At 40.2% G+C, this 20,369-nt stretch carries 16 protein-coding genes; 8 read left to right on the top strand and 8 right to left on the bottom strand.

Going from position 1 to position 20,369, the window contains the following annotated elements; all coding sequences use genetic code 11:
- Positions 1-194: 194 nt before the first annotated feature.
- A complete protein-coding gene (locus ACNKW3_RS00990) occupies positions 195-1,307 on the bottom strand; it encodes an aminotransferase class V-fold PLP-dependent enzyme (protein ID WP_427397417.1) in 1,113 nt (370 codons plus the stop codon).
- A complete protein-coding gene (locus ACNKW3_RS00985; RefSeq protein WP_427397416.1) occupies positions 1,304-2,044 on the bottom strand; it encodes a tryptophan 2,3-dioxygenase family protein in 741 nt (246 codons plus the stop codon). The genes ACNKW3_RS00990 and ACNKW3_RS00985 overlap by 4 nt, the downstream gene beginning before the upstream one ends.
- A gap of 132 nt (positions 2,045-2,176) precedes the next feature.
- On the opposite strand from ACNKW3_RS00985, the gene ACNKW3_RS00980 reads away from it, so the two are divergent.
- The 3 genes from ACNKW3_RS00980 to ACNKW3_RS00970 all read left to right on the top strand — a co-directional run bounded on the left by ACNKW3_RS00980 (position 2,177) and on the right by ACNKW3_RS00970 (position 7,161).
- Positions 2,177-2,638: an Lrp/AsnC family transcriptional regulator gene (locus ACNKW3_RS00980; RefSeq protein ID WP_427397415.1), complete on the top strand. Its 462-nt coding sequence runs from the start codon at positions 2,177-2,179 to the stop codon at positions 2,636-2,638.
- A 180-nt stretch (positions 2,639-2,818) separates the two neighbouring features.
- Entirely contained in the window at positions 2,819-3,997 is a 1,179-nt protein-coding gene (locus ACNKW3_RS00975) for an efflux RND transporter periplasmic adaptor subunit (protein ID WP_427397414.1), read from the top strand.
- Positions 3,994-7,161: an efflux RND transporter permease subunit gene (locus ACNKW3_RS00970; RefSeq protein ID WP_427397413.1), complete on the top strand. Its 3,168-nt coding sequence runs from the start codon at positions 3,994-3,996 to the stop codon at positions 7,159-7,161. Before ACNKW3_RS00975 ends, ACNKW3_RS00970 begins: the two co-directional genes overlap by 4 nt.
- A gap of 53 nt (positions 7,162-7,214) precedes the next feature.
- On the opposite strand, the gene ACNKW3_RS00965 is transcribed toward ACNKW3_RS00970, so the two are convergent.
- The 3 genes from ACNKW3_RS00965 to ACNKW3_RS00955 all read right to left on the bottom strand — a co-directional run bounded on the left by ACNKW3_RS00965 (position 7,215) and on the right by ACNKW3_RS00955 (position 11,544).
- Positions 7,215-8,120 (bottom strand): DMT family transporter, encoded by a 906-nt coding sequence (locus ACNKW3_RS00965; RefSeq protein ID WP_427397412.1) that lies wholly within the window; start codon positions 8,118-8,120, stop codon positions 7,215-7,217.
- A gap of 78 nt (positions 8,121-8,198) precedes the next feature.
- Positions 8,199-10,457, bottom strand: coding sequence for a TonB-dependent receptor (locus tag ACNKW3_RS00960; protein ID WP_427397411.1), 2,259 nt, complete (start codon positions 10,455-10,457; stop codon positions 8,199-8,201).
- A gap of 85 nt (positions 10,458-10,542) precedes the next feature.
- Positions 10,543-11,544, bottom strand: coding sequence for a GlxA family transcriptional regulator (locus ACNKW3_RS00955; RefSeq protein WP_427397410.1), 1,002 nt, complete (start codon positions 11,542-11,544; stop codon positions 10,543-10,545).
- Between the two features lie 163 nt (positions 11,545-11,707).
- Here ACNKW3_RS00955 and ACNKW3_RS00950 point away from each other — a divergent pair, with 163 nt between their 5' ends.
- Genes ACNKW3_RS00950 through ACNKW3_RS00935 form a run of 4 tightly spaced genes read left to right on the top strand, consistent with a single transcriptional unit; the run spans position 11,708 to position 16,073 of the window.
- Positions 11,708-13,516, top strand: a complete 1,809-nt coding sequence (locus ACNKW3_RS00950; protein ID WP_427397409.1) for an acyl-CoA dehydrogenase — start codon at positions 11,708-11,710, stop codon at positions 13,514-13,516.
- 11 nt (positions 13,517-13,527) lie between these two features.
- Positions 13,528-14,532 (top strand): NADP-dependent oxidoreductase, encoded by a 1,005-nt coding sequence (locus ACNKW3_RS00945; RefSeq protein WP_427397408.1) that lies wholly within the window; start codon positions 13,528-13,530, stop codon positions 14,530-14,532.
- Positions 14,532-15,299 (top strand): SDR family NAD(P)-dependent oxidoreductase, encoded by a 768-nt coding sequence (locus ACNKW3_RS00940; RefSeq protein WP_427397407.1) that lies wholly within the window; start codon positions 14,532-14,534, stop codon positions 15,297-15,299. The genes ACNKW3_RS00945 and ACNKW3_RS00940 overlap by 1 nt, the downstream gene beginning before the upstream one ends.
- Before the next feature lie 12 nt (positions 15,300-15,311).
- Positions 15,312-16,073: an SDR family oxidoreductase gene (locus tag ACNKW3_RS00935; protein ID WP_427397406.1), complete on the top strand. Its 762-nt coding sequence runs from the start codon at positions 15,312-15,314 to the stop codon at positions 16,071-16,073.
- A 29-nt stretch (positions 16,074-16,102) separates the two neighbouring features.
- On the opposite strand, the gene ACNKW3_RS00930 is transcribed toward ACNKW3_RS00935, so the two are convergent.
- Both ACNKW3_RS00930 and ACNKW3_RS00925 read right to left on the bottom strand, forming a co-directional pair.
- Entirely contained in the window at positions 16,103-17,797 is a 1,695-nt protein-coding gene (locus ACNKW3_RS00930) for a GNAT family N-acyltransferase (protein WP_427397405.1), read from the bottom strand.
- Between the two features lie 124 nt (positions 17,798-17,921).
- On the bottom strand, positions 17,922-18,449 hold the full coding sequence (locus tag ACNKW3_RS00925; RefSeq protein ID WP_427397404.1) for a rhodanese-like domain-containing protein: 528 nt from the start codon (positions 18,447-18,449) through the stop codon (positions 17,922-17,924).
- 240 nt (positions 18,450-18,689) lie between these two features.
- Between ACNKW3_RS00925 and ACNKW3_RS00920 the strand changes: the two genes are divergently transcribed.
- Positions 18,690-19,034: a carboxymuconolactone decarboxylase family protein gene (locus ACNKW3_RS00920; RefSeq protein ID WP_427397403.1), complete on the top strand. Its 345-nt coding sequence runs from the start codon at positions 18,690-18,692 to the stop codon at positions 19,032-19,034.
- 51 nt (positions 19,035-19,085) lie between these two features.
- Here ACNKW3_RS00920 and ACNKW3_RS00915 read toward each other — a convergent pair whose 3' ends face one another.
- The gene (locus ACNKW3_RS00915; RefSeq protein ID WP_427397402.1) at positions 19,086-20,276 is read right to left on the bottom strand and encodes an aromatic amino acid transaminase; all 1,191 of its coding nucleotides are present in this window, start codon (positions 20,274-20,276) and stop codon (positions 19,086-19,088) included.
- Positions 20,277-20,369 lie beyond the last annotated feature (93 nt).

Genomic DNA, 20,369 nt, shown 5'->3' with positions numbered 1-20,369 from the left:
ATATTACTTGTAAGTTTTCCTGGGTTCGTTTTACTCGGGTTCCTTATTTACAGCATATATAAAAATGGCATAGATGCTGGTATGTCGTGGTTTGCTTTGGTTTATGGTTTTATAAGTATAGTAATGTTGCGTCCTGTCATCTGGGGGCGCTGGTAGCAAATTAATACGCTTGCAGTATCATTATGCAAATTAAATCATTTGCAATACGGAGTGACTAAATCTGCTACAAGTAGCACATCTTTAGTTGAGCAAACAGCACCAAATGACAACCTTAATTTAGCATCACGAATATCAAATCTCACCCGATTATCTTTTAAAAATTGCTCACAAGCTTGTGTTTTTTCGTCTTTTATGGGCAAACAAATTGTGCCACCAATGGCATTTACGTCTATTTTGCTGTTTGAAAGCTGATTTAAAAACATAGCTTGAAAGGTTTTATTTTTGGTTGCGAGATTGTTTACGCCAATTGCATTTATTATAGAAATTGAAGCACCTGCGATAGCGAAAGGTAACACATCTGGTGTACCTCCCCAGAATCTTAATGCATCAGGCGCGGCGTCAAAATGAAGTATATCAAATTCAAATGGGTTTTGATGTGAGAACCAGCCAATGTGATCAGGGAATAGATTTACTTGGTCGGTGACATCAGTGATTAAGAAGCCTGCGCCGGGCCCTCCGCTTAACCATTTTACCGAAGAGCCGACAACAGCATCTACGCACCAATTATCTAAATCAATGTCAATTATTCCCACTGATTGCGCAATATCTACTACTGACATTATGCCGAGTTCTTGGCATAACTCTGATAAACGAGAAACATCACAAAGTTCCCCTGTCATTGAATGCACGTGGGTTAACAAACAACAAAAAGTATAAGGGTGTTCTAGTTCTTTTTGCCAAACATCAGTATCGTTCAATGGACCTTTTACCAATACTAATTGCAAATTGTAAGTTGCCGCGAGTCCTTGTACCACAAAACCCATGGATGGGAATGCATCTTGATGCATTACAACGCGTTTATTTTTTTTGGGTTTACTTTTACAGGCAGCGCTAAGCCATTGTGTGAACGCCATAGAAACACTGGGTTGTGGGCATATATACGACTTATTACAATTCAACAACAATGACAATTGAAGTCTAAAACGATCGATGAAATTCAACCATTCGGGCCACGCATCTCCACCATATTCAGTCCATGACTTAAGAAAAGCCTGGTTAGCTGACAAACCTGCACGGGTCATAGGTCCCACTGAATGTGAGAGTAAATATATTCCCGAAGGTGAACTAAAATGATCTTGAAATCTCATGATTTTCCGCTAATAGAGGGGCGCTTACGCCCATATTCACCGCCCCAATCGTCAGTCATTTGACTTCGTATATCCCACAAGTCTGGAAAAAATCTGTGACTTGCGCCTTTTTTCAATAAATCTACAGGTCTACCTTTTAAAGAGTTTGCCGCCATTCCGATGGAACGATTAATCAAAAAAAGATGTCGCCAACGGAATATTTGGAATAACTCATCAAATTCGATTAATGCTTCTGCTACCGCATAACGAGCATCATGACTGTATTCGTCATCATAAATTTGCTTCAGCGTAACCTTGCCACCGTCCAGATAGTACTTTTCAAAATGCTGCCAAATATCTTGGGGCATTTTTAACAATAATCTAAATCCCGGTGATTCCTGACCGCTACCATTACCTAATTGTAGTCTAATTTTTTGATATTCTTTAGGTGACATAGTTTCTAGCAAACTTAACTGGTCAATCATCATCTGCTGAATGCCGTGCACTCGCTTAAACAATGTGATGACTCTATGGGTTTGTTGGTCCGTCATGTAATCCATAATTTCAACAAGTGTGAAGGACATTAACTTCATCCATAGTTCTTCGACTTGATGGACAATTTGAAATTGAAGTTCATCACTGGTGGAGAGTTGATTCAGAGGCTTTTGGCATTGCAGTAATTTATCGCATTGCAGATAAACACCATAATCTAACATTTCAGGTTGCTCTATTAAGTCATAGTATTTTTCGCGTCGCATAATGGTTCCTCACTAATAACATTAGTTTCAAAAGACATTATGGCTAGCTTTTTCCAAAACATTGTTTCTATATGTTCTTAATATTGTCTATTATATAGAATGTTGTTTTTAAATTGAGTTTAAAAATAGAATATGATTAGTAAAATAGATGGGCAAATACTAAGTTATTTAGAACAAGACTCCAGAATTTCATTCGCTGACTTAGCTGAAGCGGTTGGACTCTCTAAAACTCCCTGTTGGAATCGCGTTAAAAAGTTGGAACAACAAGGGATTATCAAGGGACATACCACAATCTTGGATAGTCATAAACTTGGTTTGCAGATAAGCGCAATGTTGCATGTAGTGGTAGATTTTGCGCAATATCAAGAGTTTGAATTAGCCGTGAAAGCCAATCCCTCAATCGTAAGATGTGCCGCCGTCACTGGCGATTTTGATTATGTACTTGAGGTTTTATCAACCGATATGCAGAGTTTTGACCATTTGTTGCGCTATGAGTTGTCGCGCTTGCCGGGTGTTAACCGTTTTAGTACTTCCATAGCGACTAGAGAAGTAAAAGATACGGGCAAGAAATTATCTCTACTTCTGCGGACATAATGGCGTCTATTTTCATATTATCAGTACATTTTTTGGATACATAATTGCTCGGTTTGAAACATTTAGACACAACTTTTCTCCACTAAAGTACTGATTTTTCGAAAAACGGATTATTACCTTATAAATATTGAGGTTATACTAAGGGCATTTATAAAACTAATTTACATAGTTGTGCGATAGATGAAAAAAGTCGGTATTCCAATCATAATTTTAGTTGTTTCTATTGTTATTCTTATGGCTTTAGTGATTACTAAGCCAAAACCCGAGAAAAAAGAACCTAAAATAGACGAATTTCTTGTGGAAGCTAGTCCGGTCGTATTCGATAACATTGATTTCTTAGTTTATGCACAAGGTAGTGTTCAACCCAAAAATAGTACCATGTTAAGTGCCCAAGTTAGCGGCCAGGTAATCGCTATTGCAGATGATTTTATCGAAGGTGGTTTCTTTAAAAAGGGTGATGTATTAGTTGAATTAGAAAGTGCCGATTATCGAACTGATTTATTATTAGCTGAAGCCGAATTAGCCAGAGCACAAGCAGCTCTTGATGAGGAAGTAGCAAGGGGGCAGGTCGCGGAAAAAGAATGGCGTTCAGTAAACACAGGTGTTGTGCCAGAGTTAGGTTTACGAAAACCGCAATTGGCGAGAGAAAAAGCCAATTTACAAGCAGCTCAAGCGCAACTTCAAAGAGCAAAGCGTAATTTAGAACGTACCCGAATAAGAGCGCCCTATGACGGACTGGTGAAATCGAGAAACATCGATCTTGGCCAATTTGTGCCTACTGGCGGTCAAATTGGGGAGATTTTCTCTACCGATGTTGCTGAAATTCGTCTGCCTCTTACCGACAGTGATGTTTCCTTTATCGGGACTATTGATGATCGCACACCAAGTGTTACGTTAAAAGCAAATGTCGCGGGCGAAACCCGTTATTGGCAAGGTAAATTAATTCGTGATGAAGCTGTTTTAGATGAAAGTCGTCGCGTGATTTACGGTGTAGTAGAAGTTCAAGATCCCTATAACCTAGCCGGTAATGCGCATGCAATCCCCTTAAATTTCGGTCGATTTGTCAGCGCTGATATTAGCGGAATAAGCGTCGACAACGTTGTTAAGTTACCTCGTTATGTCGCAAGATTAGATGGCACTATATTGACTGTTGATGAAGAAAACAAAATTCATATTAATGAAGTCGATGTGGTAAGAACTGATGAAGACTTCGTGTACATAAGCGGCGGATTAAAAGCCAATCATCAAGTGATCATGAGCGCCGTTTCTTCTCCCTATAATGGTATGCCAGTGCGGGTACTTGAAGAAAAAGAGCCAGAAATTACCCCAGAAAACGCTATTAGTGAGGACAGCATATGAGTGACACTCGCATAGATGTAAACAAGGGAATAATTGCCTGGTTTGCGCGCAATAGTGTGGCCGCCAACCTATTAATGATAGCAATTATCGTGGGCGGTATTTTTGGTGTTTTAGGTGTCCAGAAAAAGGTTTTTCCGCAATTTGAATTCAACATCATCACTGTGCAAGTACCGTATTTAGGTGCAGCTCCCCAAGAAGTAGAAGAAGGTGTTATTCTCAAAATTGAAGAAGCGATAAAAGATCTCGAAGGGATTGAAAAACTTACTTCTTTTGCCCGTGAAGGTTTAGGTACGGTAAGAGCTGAAGTCGTAGATGATTTCGATGTTCAAGTGGTATTGGACGAGATTAAATCCCAAGTAGATGCTATTCCATCGTTTCCAGAAAATACCGAAAAGCCTGTGGTTTATCGTTCTAAAGCAACTCAGAGCGTGCTTTGGGTTTCAGTATATGGCAATGCCAGTGAACGAGAATTGAAAGAAACAGCAAACTTCTTACGTGATGACATGGCTAATTTGCCCGGTGTTTCAAGTGTTAGAGTTGTTGGCGCGCGGGATTACGAGATATCCATTGAAATCGCTGAACAAGAGTTACAGGCTTACAATCTTACCTTCGATGAAGTTGTCAATGCGATTCGCAGAACATCTGTAGATATTCCTGGTGGCTCTATTCGCTCAGACAATGGCGATATTTTGCTACGAGCAAAAGGGCAGGCATATAACGCTTACGACTTCGCTAAAATTCCGTTAATAAATCGTCCGGACGGCACAAGATTACTTCTTAGTGATATTGCCAGTATCAATGATGGATTTGTTGAAGATAATAATTTCGCTACTTTTAACGGTAAAGAAGCCGTGAGTATTCAAGTGCAAGCGATTGGTGATCAAAACGCGTTAGAAATTTCTGAGGAAGTAAACAAGTATCTAGAAAAAAGAAAGAAAACGCTCCCGCCAAATATTGAAGCCGATGCTTGGGGAGATGCGTCTTTTTACTTAGCTGACCGACTAAACATGATGTTGATGAACATGTTGGAAGGGGCCATTTTAGTTTTTTTAATTTTAACCTTATTTTTAAAACTGAAACTTGCGTTTTGGGTAATGGTAGGCTTACCGGTGTGTTTTCTCGGTACCCTTATGTTACTGCCAATGAATGATTATTCAATTAACCTCATGAGTCTATTCGGCTTTATCCTGGTTCTAGGTATAGTGGTGGACGATGCGATTATTATGGGGGAATCAGCCTATTCCGAAATAAGTAACAAAGGTCACAGTGTTGATAACGTGATAACCGGGGTGCAGCGTGTGGCTATGCCAGCTACTTTTGGGGTTCTTACGACAATAGCTGCGTTTTCACCCATGATGATGGTGTCAGGTACCTTTGGAGTGATCTGGAAAACAATAGGTGCGGTTGTTATATTTTGTCTGACATTTTCCCTCATTGAATCTAAATTAATTTTGCCTGCGCATTTAGCAAATATGAAAGTCAAACCTGAGGGAAGCCAATTAAATAGATGGCAGCAAATACGCGTCTCTTTCAATGACAAATTACAATACTTCATCCACAGTATTTACAAACCCTTTTTAGAAAAAGCCTTACACTATCGTGGCACCACCATTGCCAGTTTCTTGGCATTAATAATAATTACCAGTGGATTATTTGCTGGCGGCATTGTGCGTTTTGTGTTTTTCCCAGAAATACCATCTGATTTTATTAATGCGTCAGTGGAAATGGAACAAGGTAGTTCCATCAAACAACGAGATGAAGTATTACGTAACATGCTTACTGCCGCTGATAAAATGAATCAGGAACTGGCTGAAGAAACGGGTGAAGAAGTTATTAAACATATATTAGCCTTCGGTGATGGCGCGCTTGGTGGACAAATACTTATTGAATTAAGTAAAGGTGAAACGCGGCAAATAACCGATAAAGATATTCAACAGGTGTGGCGCAAACATATACCTGAAATGGCTGGCATTCGTACACTTACAGTAGGAAGTGAAGGCGGACCTGCTGGCGGCAATAATTTAGATTTAGAGTTTAGTTCTAGCGATGTAGGTGCATTAAGAGCGTTAACAGATGAATTAACGGTTTATCTAGAGTCCTATGATGGTGTCACTGAAGTGAATGACACTTTTAGTGGTGGCAGTGATGAAATTCAACTGCAACTTAAACCAGAAGCTGAAGCTTTAGGAATTTCTCTATCTCAGTTGGCCCAACAAGTTCGTTATGGTTTTTATGGCGCCGAAGCTCAGCGAATTCAGCGTGACGATGAAGAAGTTAGAGTCATGGTTCGCTACCCTAAAGAAGAAAGAAATTCCGTTGGGAATTTAGAGAATATGCGCGTAAGGGCGCCAAACGGTGATGATATTCCATTTGAACAAGTTGCCAATATTCGTCTGGCAGAAGGTTATTCAACAATTACCCGAGTTGACGGCGAAAGAGCAATTACTGTCACTGCAAAGTTGGATACAGATATTGTTGAACCAACTGAAATTTTGCGTGATTTAATGACCAATGTTACGCCAGCGATGTTAGAAAAATATCCTCAAGTTAAATTTGCCTTACAAGGCGGCGCACGTGAGCAAAGTGAGGGTCTAATTGCCTTGTTACAAGGTTTCACTTTTGCAATGTTTGCAGTCTATGCGCTGATGGCTATTCCATTGAGATCTTATTCGCAACCGTTAATTATCATGTCCATCATTCCATTTGGTATTGTTGGTGCAATTATAGGGCACATGGTCATGGGGCGAGACGTAAGTGTGCTATCTATTTGTGGCATCATAGCTTTATCCGGTGTTGTGGTGAATGATTCCTTGATCATGGTAGATTTTATCAATACTGCTAGAAAACAAGGTTACTCCTTAATTGAATCAGTCACACGAGCTGGAACACAACGATTCAGAGCAATAATCTTAACCTCATTAACCACCTTTTTTGGCTTGTTCCCGATTTTGCTTGAAAGAAGCTTACAAGCGCAAATCGTTATCCCAATGGCAATCTCCTTAGCGTTTGGTATTTTGTTTGCGACAGTTATCACTTTAATATTAGTGCCAGCCTTGTATCTATTGTTAGATGACTTTAAACGGGTAATGAAGGGCAATAAAGCGAAAAAAGCAGCCAAACGGTCACAACAATTAAATGATTTACAAAGCCAATCAAATCATTAGTTAAACAAAGAAGGCACTAAGATTGATATCCTTAGTGCTTTCTCCTGTTTGTTCTAAGCAAACCGATGAAACAGTCGATTCAATTTTCCCATCGCGATGGCATTTCCAAATAAAACAATGATGACGCCTAAAATTGAGGATAGGGTCCAAATATAACCTTCAAACACTGTTGAAACTGCAAGTGCAACTATAGGATAGAGTAAAACTACATAGGCCGACTTATCTGAACCGATTTGTTTCAATAAGCGCATGTAAGCCCCAAAGGCGATGATGGAGCCAAAAATTGCTAGATAAATAAGGGCAATATAATAACTTGGTTTATCAGGCATTATTATTTGCGAGCCACTCAGACCTAAAACAATAAAGGTACAAATAACACCGTAAGTCATGGCCCAAAAATTCAATTGAAGTACCGATGTATCTTTATCTAGGATTTTTTCAGAAAGCACATTACCAATAGATGCAGATAAAAAAGAACCCAATGAAAATAATAAGCCAATAGCCAGTCCTTGATTAGTACTCATGCCTTCAAATTCTGGAGAAAAAATTAACACAATACCAATTAAACCTAAGGTCGCTCCCGCAACTACATCCAGCCGTATTGGTTTTTTCAAAAAGATCCTACGTAATACCACGTTAAAATAAATCATGGCGCTACTTAATACCGCAAGTAGCGCGCTTACTATGTGCTGTTGAGCAGCATATAAAAACGTATAATCTAAGGTGTAGAGAAAGATCCCAGCAGTCCCCATTAAAAGGTGTTGTTTAAATGTGATTTTGAGGGTTTTTCTGGCAATCAGACACCAAAAACCCATCAGCATGGCTGCGATCCCAAAGCGTAGTCCAACGGAAAACATTAATGCCGTTTCATTGACTTGAAAGGTAATAGCTATCCAAGTTGAGCCCCAAATGAGAGTGCAAATAGCAAATAAAAAAGTGTTTGACGAAAAGATTTGCATGCTGCTTAAGCATCCTAAAAAATAAAAAAGCCAGTCTACTTATTATAAGTGGACTGGCTTTAAACTGAGGACTAAAAATTAGTAAAATTCAGCCTTAAATTCCACGCCCCAAATACGAGGTTCGTTGGTAATACCGGTTAAATTGTTAAAGTCGATAGCGCCTTTAACATTTTCTTCATCGGTAATGTTGCGACCAAATATTGCTACAGTTATGCCTTTTGCATAGTTTTGATAACCAACGCGAAGTCCACCTTCATAATTATCATCACTACTATATTCTACTGAATCATACAAAAACAGATTAGTATCACCTTGGAATGCCCAATCTGTATAGGCAAACAACTCAGCATCGTCGCTCACAGGATAACTGTAACGAGCAGTAAAGTTAAAAGTGGTTTCTGGCGCTTGAGGGAATGGATTACCGTCAACCGCCGCGAAAGTACCGTTGTCATTGGTGACAATAGGATCTAATACCGTACAGTTAGAGCCACAAGGCGCCACAAGTAGATTCGCGTCTTTCAATTCTGTGTCAGTTAAACTAAATCCAGCAGTTAATACCAAGTTTTCAGTGACTAAGTATTTCGCATCAATTTCAAACCCGAAAGCTTGTCCTTTGTCAGCATTTAGCAGAGCGTTACCGTTTGATTGGCCACCGATAGCGGATAATTGGATATCATCGATGCGGTAAGCAAATACTGCTGCGTTAACACGGAGTTTGTTATCCAATAAATCGGCTTTTATCCCAGCTTCGACAGAGTTAATGGTTTCAGCTTCTGCAACTGAAGGTAAGCCTTCAAAGGCAATATCGCGACCTTGAATTGATTGAGCTCTAAAGCCATTAGAGTATCGCGCAAACAACGCCATATTATCGCTCAAATCATAATGTGCGCTTAATTCAAAACTGACTTGACCATCATCAACATCAACAGGCTCATAGTCTTGAATTGTAGCAGCGCCTATCACTACGGCAAAGCCATCTACATTCTGATCACCGACAGACAAGCTCTTTTCATCATAGGTGTAACGAATTCCACCAGTTAAGGTAAAGTCTTCTGTCAGCTCATAGCTGCTTTGACCAAAAATTGCCCATGATTTGTTATCATGAAAAACCGTGGTTGCTCCGTAAAAACCGTCGATACTGGTAACACTGAAAGAAGAATCAAAGAAAAAAGCACCCACTTGCCATGACATTGCATCTTGGGTATCGCTGGCAAAACGAATTTCTTGGGTAAATTGTTCTAAATCGTTGAGGTTATCTTGCGTAACTGCAGTAAATGGAATAAAACCTGGAAAAGAAGTTTCACCACTTCCAACACCACCGTCTATGTCCCCTAAACTTAATCCTTCGGCTTCTTCAAACGCGGTTATAGAGGTTAATGTCACGTCGCCGAAGTCATAGTCGATTTTTAATGAACCACCAAAACCTTCATATTCTTGAGGGTTATTGTCAAAGCCATTGCCGTTTAAATTGGCATCATAGTAAACAGCGTCACGGTCAAAATTATCGTTAAGATCATTAGAGCCGTTGGTAAATACATTGGCTCTGAAAATTGAAGCAGTTCCGTTTAAATCTCGTCCATGTAGATTAGCTAAAATGCTTAATTCATCAGACGGCGTGTAGAGTAACTGCGCTCGCCAAGCATTTTCTTGGAAGCCACCCATGGTAGGGCCATTGTCTGGGTCATTTAGGTTGTTGATGTAGTGGTCTCTGTGCTGAGAAAGTACGGACAATCGAGCTGAAATTTCATCAGTTAATCCGCCACCGATAGCAGCTTCAATATTTTTGGTACTGTAGGTGCCGAAACCTGCTTTAACATAGGCATCGAAATCTTCAGTGGGCTTTACACTGTCAAACTTGACGATACCAGCGGTAGTATTTCGACCGAAAAGAGTACCCTGAGGACCACGAATTACTTCCACTTGCTGCACGTCGAACAAAGGAAAACTTTTAAGTACCACGTTTTCCATAACAACATCATCCATTACTATGGATACTGGTTGTGATGCCGCTAAATCAAAATCTGTATTACCAAGTCCACGGATGTAAAATCTTGGCGCAACTCGACCATTGGATGTCTCTGCATATAATCCTGGTACTTTTAAGGCAATAGCAAGCACATCATCACCTGCGGCGAGCACTGTACTAAGTTCATCATTTGACATGGTAGCAATTGAGATAGGTACATCTTGTATAGATTCCACTCGCTTTTGAGCGGTAACAACTATACGTTCAAGACCTTCTTCCGTTGCAGGCGTTTCAGATTCCTGAGCAAGCACAGCAGAAGAACAGGCCATTGCAACACAAGCCGCAATAGCTTTATATGTAAAGACTTTCATTTTATTTTCCCTAGCGTTGATTTAATCACCGCAACTGTGTACGGCTTCATGCCAAAGATTAGCAAATAATAAATAGAAAATCTTGCTAATTTATGAAGTTTCGTTGGAATGTTGAGCGGTACTCTACTGGGGTAAAACCGCTTTGTTGTTTAAACAAGCGACCAAAGGATGCAGGGTCTTCATAGCCAACTAAAGAGGCTAATTGTCGAGTGTTGTTAATGCCTTGTTCTAACAATCGTTTTGCGTTTTCTAAGCGCACTGATTGTATATAGCGGCTGGGCGTCATGCCCACATGTTTTTGAAAGCTGCGGTTAAGGGTCCGTTCCGTGACATTGATCATTTTCGCCAATTCACGAATATTCAACTTATCTTGATAATGCTGTTCGATAAACTCTTGAACTTTGATTACAGCGTCATTCTTATGTTGTTTAAATGAGTGCAAGTTTGCATAAGTACTTTGAAAGCCAGATTGTCGATTGATGACATGGGCTTTGGCCATTTGATTCGCGATATCTCTACCGCAATAGCGTTCAATTAGAAGTAAGCATAAATCATTAAAAGCAACACCGCCGCCGGCACAAAAAAACTGTTCGGATTGAGTAATTAAATCTCTTTCTTTTAAATTGACTTGGGGAAACATTGCTCTGAATTTATCCGCATATCCCCAATGCGTTGTCGCTTTGCGATTATCTAAAAGTCCTGCTGATGCTAATAAAAATGTACCCGAACAATTACTCGCGATATCACTGCCTTGATTAGCGATTTTCTGAATATAGGGCAGTAATTGACGATTATTTTCTAATACTTTATCGATATCGCCACCTATGGTGGGAATCAAAAGTATATCAATACCATTTACTTGGGCTATGTCCTGTTGAGGTTGTAATAATAATTGATTAGTACACCGCACTGGCTGTTGATGAAGACTGGCAATGCTGACCTCGAATCTTGGTTCTAAAGGCGTATTATTAAATCTTTGCCAGCTTATACCGACAAAGGAAAATATATCCATAGCTCCGGTAATTGCAGAGGCGAGGGCACCATCAAAGGCTAAAATAACAACTTTATATTTCTTAAAGTATGGCACAGGCTTTCTCTTTACTTTTTCAACATAACGTTCATTGCTGAGCAGTTATTAATCGTATTTATTTTTGTCTCATTTGGCATGCATTATGTCATATGGGACACTCTTATATTACCCCTATCTCATCTACACTTACAAATTATTTACAATTGTCATCGGAGAAATTATGGCAACTGATCGTCTAATAAATGAATTCGAGTTGGATTTTCAACTTTATGGCGTGCTCGATGTGGAGCAATTGTGTGCGGCTGAGAGATTTCAAGAGCATAACAAAGAGACTTTTGATGCTGTGCTTTCGACGGCTGAAAAGATAGCAACGGATTTGTTTTTACCGCATAACCACATTGCAGACAAAAACGAGCCTACATTCGATGGGCAAAAAGTCCATATGATAGATGAGGTTAAAGTCGCCTTTGATGCTTTTAGAGAAGCCGGTTTCATTGCTGGACGCTACGATTTTGAAGACGGCGGCATGCAACTTCCAGAGACCATAATGCAAGGTGTTAGCGCATATTTTATGGCGGCTAACCCTTCATCTACTGGCTACCCATTTTTAACTGCGGCGGCAGCAAACGTGATCCATCATTTTGCAGGGGATGAACTAAAACAACAATTCATGCCTAGAATGTTAACGGGTGAATTTACTGGCACCATGGCGTTGACTGAACCTCATGCTGGTTCTGCGTTGTCAGATATCAAAACCACTGCAACTAAACAAGCAGATGGCACCTATAGAATTAAGGGTTCAAAAATCTATATTTCGGGTGGAGATCACGAATTGTCACGAAATATAGTGCATTTAGTCTTGGCTAAAATACCTGGCGGACCGCCGGGTGTGAAGGGTATTTCTTTGTTTGTGGTACCTAAATTCCGCTTAGGAGAAGACGGGGAGCCAGATCAACGAAACGATGTTCAACTTGCTGGCTTACTTCACAAGCTTGGTTATAGAGGAACTACCTCGACAGTATTAAGTTTTGGTGAAAAAGATGATTGTCATGGCTATTTAGTTGGACAAGAACATCATGGTTTACGTTACATGTTCATGATGATGAACGAAGCTAGGATAGGCGTAGGTTTTGGTGCGGCAATGATAGGTTATCGAGGCTATCAATATTCATTAGAGTATGCCAAAGAACGAACTCAGGGGCGAGCTGCACCTAATCTAGGTCCTAATGATCCGCCCGCTGCCATTATCCAACATGGTGACGTGAAACGTATGTTATTGGCGCAAAAAGCCTATACAGAAGGTGGAATGGCCCTTTGTTTGTATGGTTCAAACTTGGTTGATCGGATAAAGATTTGTCAAGATGAAAAGGAAAAACAAACACTTTCAGAATTACTGGATTTACTCACCCCCATATTTAAATCATGGCCTTCAGAATTTGGTCCAAAAGCTAATGATCTGGGCATTCAGGTGCTTGGTGGTGCCGGTTACACCAGAGAATATTTAGCAGAACAATATTGGCGAGATAACCGCTTGAATCCGATTCATGAGGGGACAAATGGTATACAAGCGCTAGATTTAACCTTCCGTAAGCTGTGGCAAAACAATGGATTAGGGTTAAAAGCGTTGCAAACAGAGATGGGGAAAGATTTCGCCAAAACGACGTCAAGTGAAGTTGCAGATTTGGTGGCCAAAACGTCTGCCTATATTGAAAAGTTACAACCACTTTTACAACAACTTGCCAGTGAACTGGCCAAGGCTGATACCCAAAGGACCTTAAGTGCCAATGCTCAAGCCATGATGAATATTCTGGCGTCTATCGTTGTAAGCTGGATGTGGATAAGACAAGCAAATGTAGCTGTTGAGCAATTAGTAAATGTTGGCTCAGATGCGAAAAAAGCCTTCTTACAAGGCAAAATTCAAGCGGCAAGATACTATGTGACGTGGGAGTTGCCACTGATTGACCGAGATCTTGCGATTTTAACTGAAAACAATGCAGTCTGTGCGGACATGCAAGCAGACTGGTTTTAAGGAGTAATGTAATGTTGAACAAACAATGGCGATTGAAGTCTCGTCCAAAAGGCGAGCCTAGCGAAGACACTTGGGAATTTACTGAATCAGAAGTACCTGAACCCAAACAAGGTGAGCTATTAGTAAAAGTGCTCTATATTTCGTTAGATCCTGCCATGCGTGGTTGGTTAAACGATGCTAAATCCTACATTGAGCCAGTACAGGTTGGCGACGTAATGCGCGCAGGCACCGTGGGTAAAGTAATAAAAAGTCAGCACCCAGACTTTGCAGAAGGTGACTATGTGGCAGGCTATGCTGGTGTGCAAGAGTACCAGATAACCAACGGTAAAGGCCTACATAAGGTTGACCCGACGTTAGCGCCACTTTCAACTTATTTAGGTGTCTTAGGAATGCCTGGTATGACGGGTTACTTTGGATTGTTGAAATCAGGTGAACCTAAAGAAGGTGAAACTGTAGTCATTTCTGGAGCAGCAGGTGCAGTAGGCGGTTTGGTAGGTCAAATTGCTAAAATTAAAGGCTGTCATGTTGTGGGGATTGCTGGCGGTCAGGATAAATGTGAATTTTTGATCAATGAGTTAGGTTTTGATGCTGCTATTGATTACAAAAATGAAAATGTGAAAAAAGCCCTAAAAGCCGCATGCCCCAAAGGTGTGGATGTGTTCTTTGATAACGTGGGCGGTGACATTTTAGACGACGTACTAACGCAGATAAACTTTAAAGCGCGTATCGTAATTTGTGGTGCTATAAGTCAATATAACAACACAACCCCTGTAAAAGGACCATCAAATTATCTCTCATTGCTAGTCAATAGAGCAAGAATGGAAGGGATTGTGGTATTTGATAATGCCAAGGAATATCCCATTGCAATGAAAGAAATAGCGCAGTGGATTGCTGAAGGTAAATTAAAGCCAAAAGAGCACATTGTTGAAGGGATTGAAACCTTTCCTGACACATTAATGATGTTATTTACGGGTAAAAATTTCGGCAAATTAATGCTTAAAGTTGGAGATGAATAATGTTCGAAAAAGCGGCGAATGTTGAAGGAAAAAGAGTTTTAATTACTGGTGGAGCCTCAGGCATTGGAGCGGCCACCGCTAAAATACTTACAGCTCGCGGAGCACGTGTTGTTATATCAGATTTAAATACAAAGGATGGTGAAAAGCTCGCGCAAGAGTTATCAGCTGCAGGTGCTGAAATCTATTTTAGTAAAGTGGATGTTGCTGATAAGTCGTCTGTAGAAACCTTATTTGCTTTTGCGATGGAAAAGTTAGGTGGATTGGATGTGGTTTTGAATAACGCTGGTGTGGATCATACGCCAGCCCCGATGCACTTGCTGACAGACGAAGATTTTGATCGCAATATCAACATTAATCTAAAAGGTGTTTGGCATTGTATGCGTGCCTCAATCGCTTGTATGGGACAAAGTGGTGGGCATGTGATAAATGTGGCTTCGGTTGCAGGTTTGCGCTCAGCTCCAACCATAACAGCTTACAGTGCAGCTAAACATGGTGTTATTGGATTAACGCGCTCAGCGGCAGTTGAATATGCCAAAGTTAATTTACGCTTTAATGCTGTTTGTCCTAGTTTTACCGATACCCCTATGGTGCAAGGCGTGTTGGCCAATGTTGATGAACGTAAACGCAAAGCAATAATTAATGCCAGTCCAATGCGTAGACTAGGTAAAGTTGAAGAAATTGCATTGGCAATCGCATGGATGGCCAGTGATGAAAGTAGTTTCTTAAACGGTCATGCAATGACCCTTGATGGCGGCATGTTGGCATAATTGGAGAACAAGATGAAAGACTTATTTGATCTAACAGGTAAAGTGGCCTTAGTCACAGGTGCTAGCCGTGGTATCGGCGAATCTATTGCTAAATTACTCGCAAGTAAAGGTGCTCACGTTATTGTATCTAGCCGAAAAATTGATGGTTGTGAAGCGGTTGCGGCGCAAATTCGAGAGGCCGGCGGTCAAGCGACAGCTTTTGCTTGTCATGTAGGGGAAATGGCGCAAATTACTGAAATATTTGATTTTATTAAATCCACGTTTGGCAAGCTCGATATTCTGGTGAATAACGCTGCGGCTAACCCATATTACGGGCATATTATAGACACAGATTTAGCGGCTTATAGTAAAACGGTTGATGTGAATGTTCGTGGTTACTTTTTCATGTCTTGTGAAGCAGGGAAAATCATGCGCGAGCAAGGTGGAGGTGTGATCTTAAATACTGCATCTGTAAATGGCATCTCACCGGGTGATATGCAGGGTATTTATTCCATCACAAAAGCCGCTGTTATTAATATGACAAAAGCCTTTGCAAAAGAATGTGGACCGTTAAACATACGCTGTAATGCACTACTACCGGGTTTAACTGATACCAAATTTGCCAGTGCTCTAACGACTAATGACAACATCTTGAAAAAGGCGTTAAAGCTAATACCTCTTGGTCGTGTAGCAGATCCAGATGAAATGGCGGGAACTGTTCTGTACTTAGTATCTGATGCTTCTAGCTATACCACTGGAACCACTGTTATTGTCGACGGCGGAATGCTAGCTTAAATATCCTTAATTGAACATTTAAAAGCCAGCTATTGCTGGCTTTTAAAATATCGTTGTCTCTTCTTGGCTTTTAAGAGGTGTGTATCCACCAATAAAAATGCATCCACACAATATTCGAATTCAGGGTCAACATTAAAGGCTGAAAAGCTAACGCCACCTGGCTCACAAACATCAGCATACTGCTTATACAAGGTGGGTATAGAAACTCCCATTTCATTTAACTGTACTTTCAGTAATTCAAGACTTTCTGAATACTCTTTTCCCTCAAACTGCCCGTTAGTCAGTGAATTGTTGTAGGGTAATTTAGCTTTTGCCACTTTGCGATCATCAGGGAAATAATGGGAATAAAAAGCGATTAATAGAGACATCGCTTGGGCTGGATATCGGGCGCTAATAGTTACTGGTCCGAATAGATAGCGATATTCTGGATGCTTGACTAAAAACGCTCCAATACCTTGCCATAAATAATCGAGGCTTCGGTTTCCCCAATATTTAGGCTGTACGAAACTACGACCCAATTCTAGTCCTTGTGCAACTATCTCATCCATTGGGGCCTGATAGTCAAACAATGTAGAAGAATATAAATGATCAATTTGCGCCAAATTGTCTACAGAACCAAATCGATATGCTCCTGCAATTTCTAGATCTTTTTCATCCCATAAAATTAAATGGAAATAATGCAAATCGAACTTGTCGATATCACGACGTTTATTGGTTCCTTCCCCAACAGCTCTAAAGGTAATTTCTCGTAGTCGCCCAATTTCTCTTAAGATCACTGATGATTTTGTCGGTTTGTACAAATAGATAGTTTTACTGTCAGTGGTTTTACCGATCACTTCAGCTTCTGCTTTTAGTGCATGAAAAAGAACCCGTCTGTCTTCAGGTAGCGCTATTGCTGATTGAGTTGGCAATACCGGCTTTTTATTTTTAGCAATTCGATAAATATGTTTTTTAAATAAATTGACTAATTCTTTTTTCGGCAAAGTGAGGGAAGCATATCCTTCAAAAGGGATGACTTCGCCGATTTTCATTGGGATACTTTTTTCTTTTTGGTGCCACATTTGTTTTACTAGGAGAGCTGTTGCGGCTGGCTTAAACAACATAGATACGCCATAAAATAATGCAGAATTTTTGGCATCAATAAACACTGGTAATATGGGACACTGATTGGTTTTTGCTATTTTCAAAAATCCAGATTGCCATTTTGTATCCCTGACGCCTTGAGGTCTTAATCGTGACACTTCACCTGCAGGAAATATGATCACTACACCTTCTTGCTGAAGGTGCTTACTAATATTTTGTAACTCTTGTTTTTTGGTTTTTCCAGACATGTTATCTACCGGCAGTAAGATATCATGTAAAGCATCAATGGCCATCAGCATTGAGTTAGCAACAACTTTTATATCATGTCGGATTTCTCGTATTAACTTTATCAATGCCAACCCGTCGATAGACCCAATGGGATGATTAGCTATGATAACTAACTTACCCGTTGCTGGAATGCGCTCGCGGTGATTATCTGACACCGTATAACTACAAGAAAAATAATCTAAAACCTGTTCAACAAAATCAAAACCAGTAAGGTGTGGGTATTCTCGTTCAAAGGCATTTATTTCTTCTTCGCACAGTAGTTTCTTTAACACCAGATTGGTAGGGCGCATCAACAGTTTATTTTGTGCAACCGCTGGAAAGTGACGCTGAATGACATTTTGAGTATTTAACATTGCTAAAATTTAAATAGATGAATCTAACGATTAGCTTAAGTACAAGATATGACAGCTTAGAGGTATTTAAGTGACGTTTTGGTTGCAACGTGATGACAATATTATGGCAAAGCAGCCATTTTATTTAGCTTTCTAACTTTTGGTTCCAAGGCATTTTAGCGAGCAGCACTGCTAAAGGAGATGATTTAGTAATGGCAAAACGTAGCCACATACCAACAAGTACTATGATGAATAAGACAAAAGCTGGATTCACGTAAATTGCGGCGAACAAGCTACACAAGGTTATGACTAAAAAACTAATTGTTACTTGTTTGTTCAGTGAGGCTATTTCAGTTTTTGATTGTTTAACAGGATGTTGAGCCTCTATCCAAGATAAAATGCCGCCTTCAAGATTGTAAATCTCGTGCTCTTGGTCCGTTGGGACCACTTTTTGACAAGCAGATTTTCCACGAATACCTTTTTGACAGTAAATAACTATTTTTTTGTTCGTGCTAGGCAATGATTTACTGCTAATAGTGCCTAATGGTACTAGCGTCGCTCCAGGAATGTGCTGCCCATGAAATTCCATGGGTTCTCTCACATCAATTAATTCCACCTGATCATCATCTATCCATTTTTGTAATGTATTTGCATCAACTGATTTAATCGTCATCTATTTTTCACTGTACTAAACTATGGTTAGCTAACATTTTCGAACTCTATAGCGCGACTTTGTAAAGGAAGGCATGGCAATTTAAAAGACGCTGTGAACCCATCCATGGGCGCTCTACGAAATCATCCATGATTTCGAAGCTTTTAAATTGCCATGCCTTCCTTTACAAAGTCGCGCTATGATAGTTTTACCCAACATGTTACCAAGATTACCAGTTTAATTAAAAACGGAGTAGAAGAGATGACCAAATCTTATAAAGAAATAACTCAGCGCATTTCAAGCAATATGAAACCATTGAGATCAAATATCAGTGATACCATGCAGGGTTTTTCGGCGATGGCAAAAGCGGCAACTGCGGATGGTGCGCTAGATAAGAAGACAAAAGAGCTTATTGCATTGGCGATAGGTGTTGCCACTCGTTGCGATGGTTGCATAGGTTTTCACATGAAAGCATTAGTTGAATTAGGCGCGACTCAAGAAGAAATCGAAGAAACCCTTGGGATGACGATTTACATGGGTGGTGGTCCTTCATTAATGTATGCTGCGGATGCTATGCAAGCCTATAAAGAGTTTAGCGAAAAATAAAAAAAGCCCCCAGACACATTGTGCATGGGGGCTTGTTAACTATTTATCCGATTAAATTACAGAAGCAATTGCCTCAGCTAGTGTACCAACGTTTTGTTTGTTAATACCTGCGATGTTTATACGGCTAGAATCTACAAAATACACGCTTTTCTCAGCACGAAGCTTTTGTACTTCTTCTGGTGCAATACACAAGAACGAAAACATGCCTTTTTGTTGATTAATGAAACCGAAATCTCTATCAACATTTTGGTTGGATAAGTTGTCCACCAACAACTGACGTAGCGTAATCATTCGCTCACGCATTTCTTTTACTTCAGTTGCCCATGTTTGGAAAAGCTTTTCATCGTTTAGGATTATATCAACCAATGCACCGCCGTATGACGGAGGCATGGAGTAAATTCCCCTTGCAACAGATTGAATTTGCGCTTGGGCAATTGACGCCATGCTTTGATCTTTAGTTACAATAGCCGCTAAACCAACGCGCTCTCTGTAAAGTCCAAAGTTCTTGCTACAAGAAGCTGCGATAATCATTTCATCAACTGATTCTGCTAATAAACGAAGACCGTAGGCGTCTTCTTCTAGTCCATCACCGAAGCCTAGATAGGCGATATCTACAAATGGTAGGAAGCCATTTTTCTGCGCTAACTCAGCAACTGCTTGCCATTGTTCTTTGGTTAAATCTGCACCCGTTGGGTTATGACAGCATCCATGTAAAAGTACTACGTCACCGGCTTTTACATTTTCTAAGCATGACATCATTTCATCAAATTTAATGCTGGCAGAGGCTTTATCAAAATATGGATATTCTTTAAGTGCTAAACCAGAATTGCCCAATAGAGGAATATGGTTTGCCCATGTAGGATCACTTACCCACACGGTAGCGCCCTTATTTGCTCGGACTATAAGTTCAGCCAGAATACGTAGAGCGCCACAACCACCAGGTGCTTGTACGGCCGCGACTCTGCCTTCTAGTAAAGCTTTACTACCTTTGCCTAAAAGCAAGCTAAGCATGCCATCAATAAAACCTTGATGACCTTGAGGTGTGATATACACCTTTGACGATTCTGTTTGCTGTAGAATTTGCTGAGCCGCTTTAACAGATTCTAAAATCGGTGTATTGCCAGCTTCATCCTTGTAAACACCCACACCTAAATCAATTTTGTGGGGATTATTGTCCTGTTTAAATGCTGCAGATAGACCTAAAATTGGATCCGGAGAAAGAGGGGACAAGGATTCAAACACGTTTTTATTCCTAAACTATAAGTGAGCCAAATTGTGAAGTTGGTCATTATGCACAATGCTGAAAAAATATCTAATAATTTAGCTGCAAAACGA

This window comes from Glaciecola sp. 1036 (assembly GCF_050306235.1).
GTDB lineage: Bacteria > Pseudomonadota > Gammaproteobacteria > Enterobacterales > Alteromonadaceae > Glaciecola.
Note: the sequence above shows the minus strand (reverse complement) of the source record. Positions and strands in the feature narration are given on the sequence as shown.

Bases quoted from the DNA above. Each gene is read 5' to 3' on its own strand.
- ACNKW3_RS00990 (WP_427397417.1), bottom strand. From the start codon at position 1,307: ATGAGATTTCAAGATCATTTTAGTTCACCTTCGGGAATATATTTACTC.
- ACNKW3_RS00985 (WP_427397416.1), bottom strand. From the start codon at position 2,044: ATGCGACGCGAAAAATACTATGACTTAATAGAGCAACCTGAAATGTTA.
- ACNKW3_RS00980 (WP_427397415.1), top strand. From the start codon at position 2,177: ATGATTAGTAAAATAGATGGGCAAATACTAAGTTATTTAGAACAAGAC.
- ACNKW3_RS00975 (WP_427397414.1), top strand. From the start codon at position 2,819: ATGAAAAAAGTCGGTATTCCAATCATAATTTTAGTTGTTTCTATTGTT.
- ACNKW3_RS00970 (WP_427397413.1), top strand. From the start codon at position 3,994: ATGAGTGACACTCGCATAGATGTAAACAAGGGAATAATTGCCTGGTTT.
- ACNKW3_RS00965 (WP_427397412.1), bottom strand. From the start codon at position 8,120: ATGCAAATCTTTTCGTCAAACACTTTTTTATTTGCTATTTGCACTCTC.
- ACNKW3_RS00960 (WP_427397411.1), bottom strand. From the start codon at position 10,457: ATGAAAGTCTTTACATATAAAGCTATTGCGGCTTGTGTTGCAATGGCC.
- ACNKW3_RS00950 (WP_427397409.1), top strand. From the start codon at position 11,708: ATGGCAACTGATCGTCTAATAAATGAATTCGAGTTGGATTTTCAACTT.
- ACNKW3_RS00945 (WP_427397408.1), top strand. From the start codon at position 13,528: ATGTTGAACAAACAATGGCGATTGAAGTCTCGTCCAAAAGGCGAGCCT.
- ACNKW3_RS00940 (WP_427397407.1), top strand. From the start codon at position 14,532: ATGTTCGAAAAAGCGGCGAATGTTGAAGGAAAAAGAGTTTTAATTACT.
- ACNKW3_RS00935 (WP_427397406.1), top strand. From the start codon at position 15,312: ATGAAAGACTTATTTGATCTAACAGGTAAAGTGGCCTTAGTCACAGGT.
- ACNKW3_RS00930 (WP_427397405.1), bottom strand. From the start codon at position 17,797: ATGTTAAATACTCAAAATGTCATTCAGCGTCACTTTCCAGCGGTTGCA.
- ACNKW3_RS00925 (WP_427397404.1), bottom strand. From the start codon at position 18,449: ATGACGATTAAATCAGTTGATGCAAATACATTACAAAAATGGATAGAT.
- ACNKW3_RS00920 (WP_427397403.1), top strand. From the start codon at position 18,690: ATGACCAAATCTTATAAAGAAATAACTCAGCGCATTTCAAGCAATATG.